The organism is Endozoicomonas sp. (genome assembly GCF_051008435.1).
Classification (GTDB): Bacteria; Pseudomonadota; Gammaproteobacteria; order Pseudomonadales; family Endozoicomonadaceae; genus Endozoicomonas_A.
This window is the reverse complement of sequence record NZ_JBPCXO010000194.1, coordinates 1-7,260: the sequence shown is the minus strand read 5'-3', so window position 1 is coordinate 7,260 and position 7,260 is coordinate 1. Positions and strand designations below refer to the sequence as shown.

6 protein-coding genes are annotated in these 7,260 nt (G+C 45.2%); 4 read left to right on the top strand and 2 right to left on the bottom strand.

Going from position 1 to position 7,260, the window contains the following annotated elements:
• Positions 1-817: 817 nt before the first annotated feature.
• A complete protein-coding gene (locus tag ACR2PX_RS09630) occupies positions 818-1,507 on the bottom strand; it encodes a hypothetical protein (RefSeq protein WP_433999146.1) in 690 nt (229 codons plus the stop codon).
• An 81-nt stretch (positions 1,508-1,588) separates the two neighbouring features.
• Complete coding sequence (locus ACR2PX_RS09625) at positions 1,589-2,653, bottom strand: DUF3080 family protein (RefSeq protein ID WP_433999145.1); 1,065 nt, start codon at positions 2,651-2,653, stop codon at positions 1,589-1,591.
• A 150-nt stretch (positions 2,654-2,803) separates the two neighbouring features.
• On the opposite strand from ACR2PX_RS09625, the gene pdxB reads away from it, so the two are divergent.
• The 4 genes from pdxB (at position 2,804) to ACR2PX_RS09605 (ending at position 6,972) form a co-directional block, all read left to right on the top strand.
• On the top strand, positions 2,804-3,970 hold the full coding sequence (gene pdxB / locus ACR2PX_RS09620) for a 4-phosphoerythronate dehydrogenase PdxB (protein WP_433999144.1): 1,167 nt from the start codon (positions 2,804-2,806) through the stop codon (positions 3,968-3,970).
• A gap of 97 nt (positions 3,971-4,067) precedes the next feature.
• Positions 4,068-4,436: a hypothetical protein gene (locus ACR2PX_RS09615; RefSeq protein WP_433999143.1), complete on the top strand. Its 369-nt coding sequence runs from the start codon at positions 4,068-4,070 to the stop codon at positions 4,434-4,436.
• A 322-nt stretch (positions 4,437-4,758) separates the two neighbouring features.
• Positions 4,759-5,727 (top strand): DUF1852 domain-containing protein, encoded by a 969-nt coding sequence (locus ACR2PX_RS09610; RefSeq protein WP_433999142.1) that lies wholly within the window; start codon positions 4,759-4,761, stop codon positions 5,725-5,727.
• 216 nt (positions 5,728-5,943) lie between these two features.
• The gene (locus ACR2PX_RS09605; protein WP_433999141.1) at positions 5,944-6,972 is read left to right on the top strand and encodes a methionine synthase; all 1,029 of its coding nucleotides are present in this window, start codon (positions 5,944-5,946) and stop codon (positions 6,970-6,972) included.
• The last annotated feature ends 288 nt before the right edge of the window (positions 6,973-7,260 follow it).

The window sequence follows — 7,260 nt, the reverse complement described above, 5'->3', positions numbered from 1 at the left end:
GACACGTTACAGCTCGACCTTAAACCCTACACAAGAGTGGCGTAAGACATACTCCGGTATGCAGCCGTGTTGACGGTGTAGATAAACCCAGAGAATCACTGATTGTCGCAGGTTTTTAGTAGCGGATCCTATTGATCTCAGTGCTCAACTAATGAATAGAAAAGCCTGATAAAATAAGAAACAACTCCAAGGAAACAGTAGAAGTGAAAGACTTTTTTGACCAGTAATTATCAAATCTTTTATGGTGTTTCCGGGCTGACACCGAAAGAGAAGGGAGGTAAAAATAAATTGAAGTCATATTGATATTTAGAATTCGTAATGACTGTTATTAAAATAAAATGCATTGCTTAGAATAAACTTAAATTCCGGTTTCTGTTTGCGTACTGAAACCTAGGGTTTGGTTTCGAAAGACCGATTGAAAAGCTGACTGTTAAATGGCTTGATCTCAATATTAAAATTAAGCACGTTAATATTCAAAGCTTTCTATAATTTGTAGCGTTTATTGCAAGGCGTTGTTTCAGTTTATTAATTATTGTTTCGGCTTTTCTGTAAATGCCACCCATTTTAATGGCATTTAAAAGACTGGGTCTGGTCAAATGAATAACTGGATTGGAAAATGTTGCTCAATTGGGAAAAGTCCATATCCCTTCGTTAATATCAACTCTTGAAGATCCGAATGACATTAAAGGTAACGGCGCTCAAGTTCATAGCATGAAGAATAAAAGCATTCTCCAGCTTGTTGTCACCTTTGGTTCGGGCCTTACTGGTGAAGCATCATCAGGAATCTGTTTGAAGAGAGAGTCTCAAAGTGAGGAGATTACTCTTCAATCAACTGAGTAAATGCTTCAATGGCATCCGGGTCACCGTGCTTGATCTTGTTGGCAATGATGTGGTGAAAGAAATACCGAAAGTCTTCGTGTTCCTGAGCTGGAAACAGACAATCGTCTTTGGGGAGTATCGGAGTGGTTTCTACTTTCTTTTCATCCGCCAGCATGGCGTGAATACGACCATCATTGTATAAGCGCCAGCTGGTTACATGAATCAGCATGATCGTATGAAAGTTGTCTTCGGTCAGAATGGCGTGAGTACCAATGTTATCGCCGATCTCCTGCAAGATCATATTCGGATCATCTTCTTTGGTCTCAAAGTAGCTGGCTGCAGTTTCCAGCTCGGTAATCTTGTATTCAGGGGGTTCAAAAAAAGCATGGTCATGGAAGCTGTCGTAATAACCTTCCCAGTGGCCATTCAGTGGATCATTCAAATCCTGGGCCGGTACCAGCTTATTCAGCCAGGGGACCATGGCATCAACCGTGCCGTCTTTCTTCAGGGCCCAGCATAGAATTTTCATACTGAAGAGTTTGCCGGGATTGGCATCATTGCTATAAAGCATTTCCAGACCGTCCAGCTCTGGTGCCAACCTTATGATTCTTTCATTCTCATTTTCTTCGACGGGTTTGCGGGTAAAAAGATCAATTACATTCCCTTCGCCATCCGGTGTCTTATCCATTGAATCTCCGGTTGTGCAGGGCGCAAATGTGTGAGTGAAGAATCGCCCTTAAGGCTGTCTATCGGCACCGGAGCTTGGAAGTTAATTCGTGGGGCTTTGCCCCGGTTGCATCTGACATTCAGTGAGCACTTTCTGCCAGCTGCGGGTATGACGCATGATGGACTGGTCCAGTTGTTGCCAAATTGAAAAGGCAGAATCAGTCTTTGTAATCGCTAACAGATAATCTTTCATGGCGGTGTCGGGAGGGGGAGGGAGCGAAGCCAGTAAAGGCAACATGACTGAGTGCCATTCTCTGCCTTCTGAAACCACTTTTGCCAGATAGGGCTGAATGCTGTCGACATAGAAGAGTCTGAAGACATTGTTGAGTCGTTCTATTTTCACAGAGCGTCTGCCCTGTGGGCATATATTGCTGCTCTTTTCCAGCATCACCGACACCCGGTTAAGGGTATTGGTGATGGCAGTGGCTGCAGCCAATAACTGACCACTGTAGTGAGAAGCTGTTAATTGCTGCAGCTGCAGTTCAAGAGACGCCTGGTCGTAGGGGGGAGCTAAGTGCTCATCCATAAGATAAGACTTCAGGTACTTTAATGCTTCCAGTGTGCCCTGACGGCCATTATCGCCATGAAGAGGAAGCAGATCCGGAAAGCCACTGAACTGTCCTGACAGTTCGGTATTTGATAGCAACATGTTCCACTTGGCAGCAGGCAATGCGGCTTGTTTCTGCTGGAGAATAGAGACCAGTTTTTTTTGCAATTCAGGCTTTCGATTGTGTTCACTCAGATAATGGGTGCAGGTTTGCAGCTGTACAATGAGTTTTTTCTCATAGTGCAGCAATTGCGAGGGCTGCATCTGTTTACCCAGACTGTTGTTTCGATGAGCAATTAACTGGGTGAGCTTTGGGCACTCAAGAAGGTTCAGGGCTTCCAGTGCTTTCAGGCGAATATCCGGCAGGGGATAGTGTCTTTTCCTCAACGGTGGAAGTTCGGGAAAGCTGACTGTGGCCGAGGGCATAGACTGCTCGGTTACGTTACTGATCCTCTGTTCATACTCTTCAAGCTGATATTCAGGAGTAGAGCGATAACTGCACCCTGCCAGAATGAGCAGGAAGAGGAAGTAAAGCCATCGGGCAGTTGCTTTCACAGTCATTATGAGTGAGTGGCCGGATTGAATGCATTATAGGATTTATAATGGTTTTCTTCTTAGGATTCATCTTTTAGTCTGGGCGGGTAGATCCGCATAAGCACAGAGTTGTCAATTTCAAGGACGGACTATAGTATCACCTCATCACAGGATTCAATGAAACGGCCATCGATGAAAATTGTTGCTGACGAGAATATTCCACTACTGCACGAGTGCTTTGGCTCACTGGGCGAAGTCGTGGCTTTGCAGGGGCGAGATATTACTGCAGGCGATATTGCCGATGCAGACGCGCTGCTGGTGCGTTCGGTAACAAAGGTCAATGAAGCATTGCTGGCACAGGCTTCCTCATTAAGGTTTGTGGGCTCCTGTACAGCAGGGGTGGATCATATTGATCAGCAGGCTTTGGTCAGCCGTGGCATCAGCTTTGCCAATGCGCCCGGTTGTAATGCCCGCTCTGTGGTGGAGTATGTGCTGTGTGCTCTGGATATTCTTGCTGATCGGGATGGCTTTGAGCTGGATGCCCGTAAGGTCGGTATTGTCGGTCATGGTCAGGTTGGCAGTCGGCTGTATCAGGCTCTGCACAAGCTGGGTATTGAGGTGATGACCTATGACCCTCTTTGTGAGCGAACGCCGGGTGTCAGGTTTGAAACCTTGGATACCCTGATTCAGACCTGTGATGTGATTGCGCTGCATACCCCTTTGACTCGGGATACAGACTTTCCAACCCACCATATGTTTGATTACGAGAGACTCAGCCGCATCAAGCCGGGTTCGATTCTTATCAATGGGGGGAGAGGTCCTGTTATCGACAATCAGGCGCTGCTGAAAGTCCTGGACGAAGGTCTGGAAATCAGTGTGGTGCTGGATGTCTGGGAGCATGAGCCGGATGTCAGTCTGGACTTGCTGGCCCGTGTTGATATCGGTACCCCCCACATTGCCGGATACAGCCTGGATGGCAAAATCTCCGGGACAGAAATGGTTTATAAAGCGCTGTGCCAGACCTTTGGCCTGCCTGCAAGAGTGAGGTTGGCAGCCATTACCCCGATGCCCGCTCTGAAGAGAATAGGGTTTAATGACTCTGCTTCAGCGGCCCAGGCGGCCGGAATCGCCATGAAGTCGGTTTACGATCTGCGTCGGGATGATGCACTGATGCGCCGTCTTGCCACCATGGAACCCGAAGCTCGGTGCCTGGAATTTGATCGTATGAGGAAAAACTATCGGGAGCGGCGGGAGTTCAGTACCTTAACGGTTCAGGCCAGAAAGTGTGAAGCCCAGGTACAGAACCGTCTGACGGCTCTGGGTTTTCATCTGCAGCAGTCCTGAAAATGGCTACAGAGCCCGAAATAGCGGCATTGTCATAGTAAAGAGTCCAGAAAAGCTAACGATAACCTTTTTGAAAGAGTTCTTTGAGAAAGGTTCCATGTTTAAGAAGCTGGTGCTCAGCCGTTATATCAGGCCATTGGGGTGGATTGCTATTGCTATCTGCGCAGTGACCTGGTGGATGGATCTGGCAGAAGTCGTAAAAACCTGCCCATTCTGCCGGACAGAAAGAACGGCGATCGGCCTGCTGGGCCTCTTGATGGTCTTACCTCACTACCGCTATATCAGTATTTTCTTTACCTGCCTGGTGGCTGCTGTCGGCATGGTCACCGCCTCCCAGCATCTTTTTCTGATGATAAAGACCTGGCATTTCTCCTTTAACACGCTCCTGGTCATTGCAGCCCTGTGCCTGCTCAGTGGTGCGTTGTTGCTTCTGGTTGAGCGTACCTGGATTCACCGTAAAAAATAATCAGTTTTTGCCAAGAGGTGCGAACGGATAAGCTCGCAATGACTGGTTGAAACGCTCCGAAATAGATAATTAAATCCATTTATGAGCCATATTCATCAAACAATGAATTAAAATCAATTTTATTCATACTGCGATTGAAGTATAAAATGCACTCTGCTCTTAACTTTAGAAATATTACAGTTGATTCTTAATTAGGCCTTTGAGCGTAAATCAAAAAAGACTGTGAAGACTAATGACTGAGAAAATCAGAAAAACTTAGAAAGCCCTGAAAGAGCAAGGAATTAATTCAGGTTTATCTCAGAAAATAGGATACGAAATCACAATGAATAAAGGTTTTACATTTTCCGTTAAGAGCATTTGTTTCGATGAAAATTATCAACCATCAGACAATACGCGTATCACGACCAACTTTGCTAATTTGGCCAGAGGCAAGAGTCGGAAAGAGAACTTGCGTAATGCACTAACGATGATTGATAACAGTTTTAATGCATTAGCACATTGGGACAACCCCAAAGGCGATCGTTATTCCCTCGAGCTCAAAATCGTTTCTGTTAACATGGATATCGAAGGCAGTGATCATACCTTCCCATCGATTGAAATATTGAAAACAAATATTATTGATCATAAAACGAACGAGTGCATAGAAGGTATTGTAGGGAATAATTTTTCCTCGTATCTGCGGGATTATGACTTTAGCGTGCTATTGATGGATCATAATAAGGGTCAGCCGAAATTCAGCATTCCTGATAGTTTTGGTGATCTTCATGGGAAGCTCTTTAAGCATTTTGTGAATTCAGATACTTATCAACAGAATTTCAATAAACCACCCGTTATATGCCTTAGTGTTTCGGATAACAAGACCTACCATCGGACTGACAATCAGCACCCTGTATTGGGTTATGAATATCAGCCCAATGAATCCTCTTTGACTGAGCAATATTTCAAAAAAATGGGATTACAGGTTCGCTATTTTATGCCACAAAATAGTGTTGCACCTTTGGCATTTTATTTCTTTGGTGACTTGCTGAATGATTACACCAACCTTGAGCTCATCAGCACCATCAGCACGATGGGAACATTTCAGAAGATTTACCGACCTGAAATTTATAATGCGAATGCTATAGCAGGAAAGTGTTATCAACCCAATTTGAAAAACCTGGATCATTCACTGACTCAAATTGTTTATGATCGAGATGAACGCAGCAGGTTGGCTATTGAACAGGGAAAATTTGCTGAGGAACACTTCGTCAAACCCTACCAAACTGTGCTTGAGCAATGGTCTGCTGAGTAAGTACCTGGCCAGTTGTTTCGCACTATTTTTACGAGTGGATTTTTTCAGCCTTCAAGGCGTTTATGCCCTCGGGTGCAACGCCGGGCGCATAGCCTTAGCTATGTAACCAGAGTTGGAACGCAGAAGGATGGAAAAAGCCGCCGTCCGGAGTAGGCGAAAACAACGGGTCAGGTACTTATGCTTAATAATTAACGAAAATAGACAACAGCGCTTATTATGAAAACTTTATTACCTATTTCAACAGCGGGCAGTTTGCCTAAACCTTCATGGCTTGCAGAACCTGAGACACTTTGGTCACCCTGGAAATTGCAAGATGATGAATTAACGGCTGGCAAACAAGATGCTTTGCGTGTGTCATTGCAAGAGCAACAACAAGCCGGTGTTAATATTGTTGGTGATGGTGAGCAAACACGCCAACACTTTGTGACTACGTTTATTGAGCACCTTAGCGGCGTTGATTTTGAGAATCGCAAAACCGTTAAAATTCGTGATCGCTATGATGCGAGTGTACCCACTGTCGTGGGTCCGGTATCAAGACAAAAGCCCGTTTTTGTTGAAGATGCAAAATTTTTACGTCAACAAACCAGTCAACCGATAAAATGGGCCTTGCCAGGTCCCATGACAATGATCGATACGCTTTATGATGACCATTATAAAAGCCGGGAAAAACTAGCCTGGGAGTTTGCCAAAATCCTTAATCAGGAAGCCAAAGAATTAGAAGCTGTGGGTGTTGATATCATCCAATTTGATGAGCCAGCTTTTAATGTGTTTTTTGATGAGGTGAATGATTGGGGGATTGCCACTCTGGAAAGAGCCATTGAAGGGCTTAAGTGTGAAACAGCTGTACATATTTGCTATGGCTATGGCATCAAAGCCAATACAGACTGGAAAAAAACGTTGGGCTCTGAGTGGCGTCAGTACGAAGAAATTTTCCCCAAACTGCAAAAATCCAGTATCGATATGATCTCACTGGAATGTCACAATTCTCGTGTTCCCATCGAGCTACTGGAACTCGTTCGAGGTAAAAAAGTAATGGTAGGGGCCATTGATGTTGCAACCGACACCATTGAGACACCCGAGGATGTCGCCAATACCCTTCGCGAAGCACTGAAGTATGTTGATGCCGACAAGCTCTATCCTTGTACCAACTGTGGAATGGCTCCCTTATCTCGTCAGGTAGCAAGAGGCAAACTCAATGCCTTGAGTGCAGGCGCAGAAATCGTGCGAAAAGAGCTTTCGACCTAAGCCATGGAAGCCGTCAACGGATGCATGCTCAGATAGTGCTTAAATAGTGTCGCCTAACTTTTCGTATCGCTAAGCGATACGAAAGAGTAGGGCACAACGACTTAGGCATGCTTCATAGATAAGTACCTGACCCGTTGTTTTTGCCTAGTCTGGACGGCGACTTTTTTGGCCCTTTTACAGGTTGGCTGATCATTTTTGGGCCTCCTGCCTGATTTTTAGATAGAGATAATCAAGATCATTGTAACCACATGCCTTGTATATTATCCGCTTGATGACACCATTGAAGGC

Excerpts from the sequence above, each read along its gene's own strand:
- ACR2PX_RS09610 (WP_433999142.1), top strand. The coding sequence starts at position 4,759 with ATGAATAAAGGTTTTACATTTTCCGTTAAGAGCATTTGTTTCGATGAA.
- ACR2PX_RS09625 (WP_433999145.1), bottom strand. The coding sequence starts at position 2,653 with ATGACTGTGAAAGCAACTGCCCGATGGCTTTACTTCCTCTTCCTGCTC.
- pdxB (WP_433999144.1), top strand. The coding sequence starts at position 2,804 with ATGAAACGGCCATCGATGAAAATTGTTGCTGACGAGAATATTCCACTA.
- ACR2PX_RS09615 (WP_433999143.1), top strand. The coding sequence starts at position 4,068 with ATGTTTAAGAAGCTGGTGCTCAGCCGTTATATCAGGCCATTGGGGTGG.
- ACR2PX_RS09605 (WP_433999141.1), top strand. The coding sequence starts at position 5,944 with ATGAAAACTTTATTACCTATTTCAACAGCGGGCAGTTTGCCTAAACCT.
- ACR2PX_RS09630 (WP_433999146.1), bottom strand. The coding sequence starts at position 1,507 with ATGGATAAGACACCGGATGGCGAAGGGAATGTAATTGATCTTTTTACC.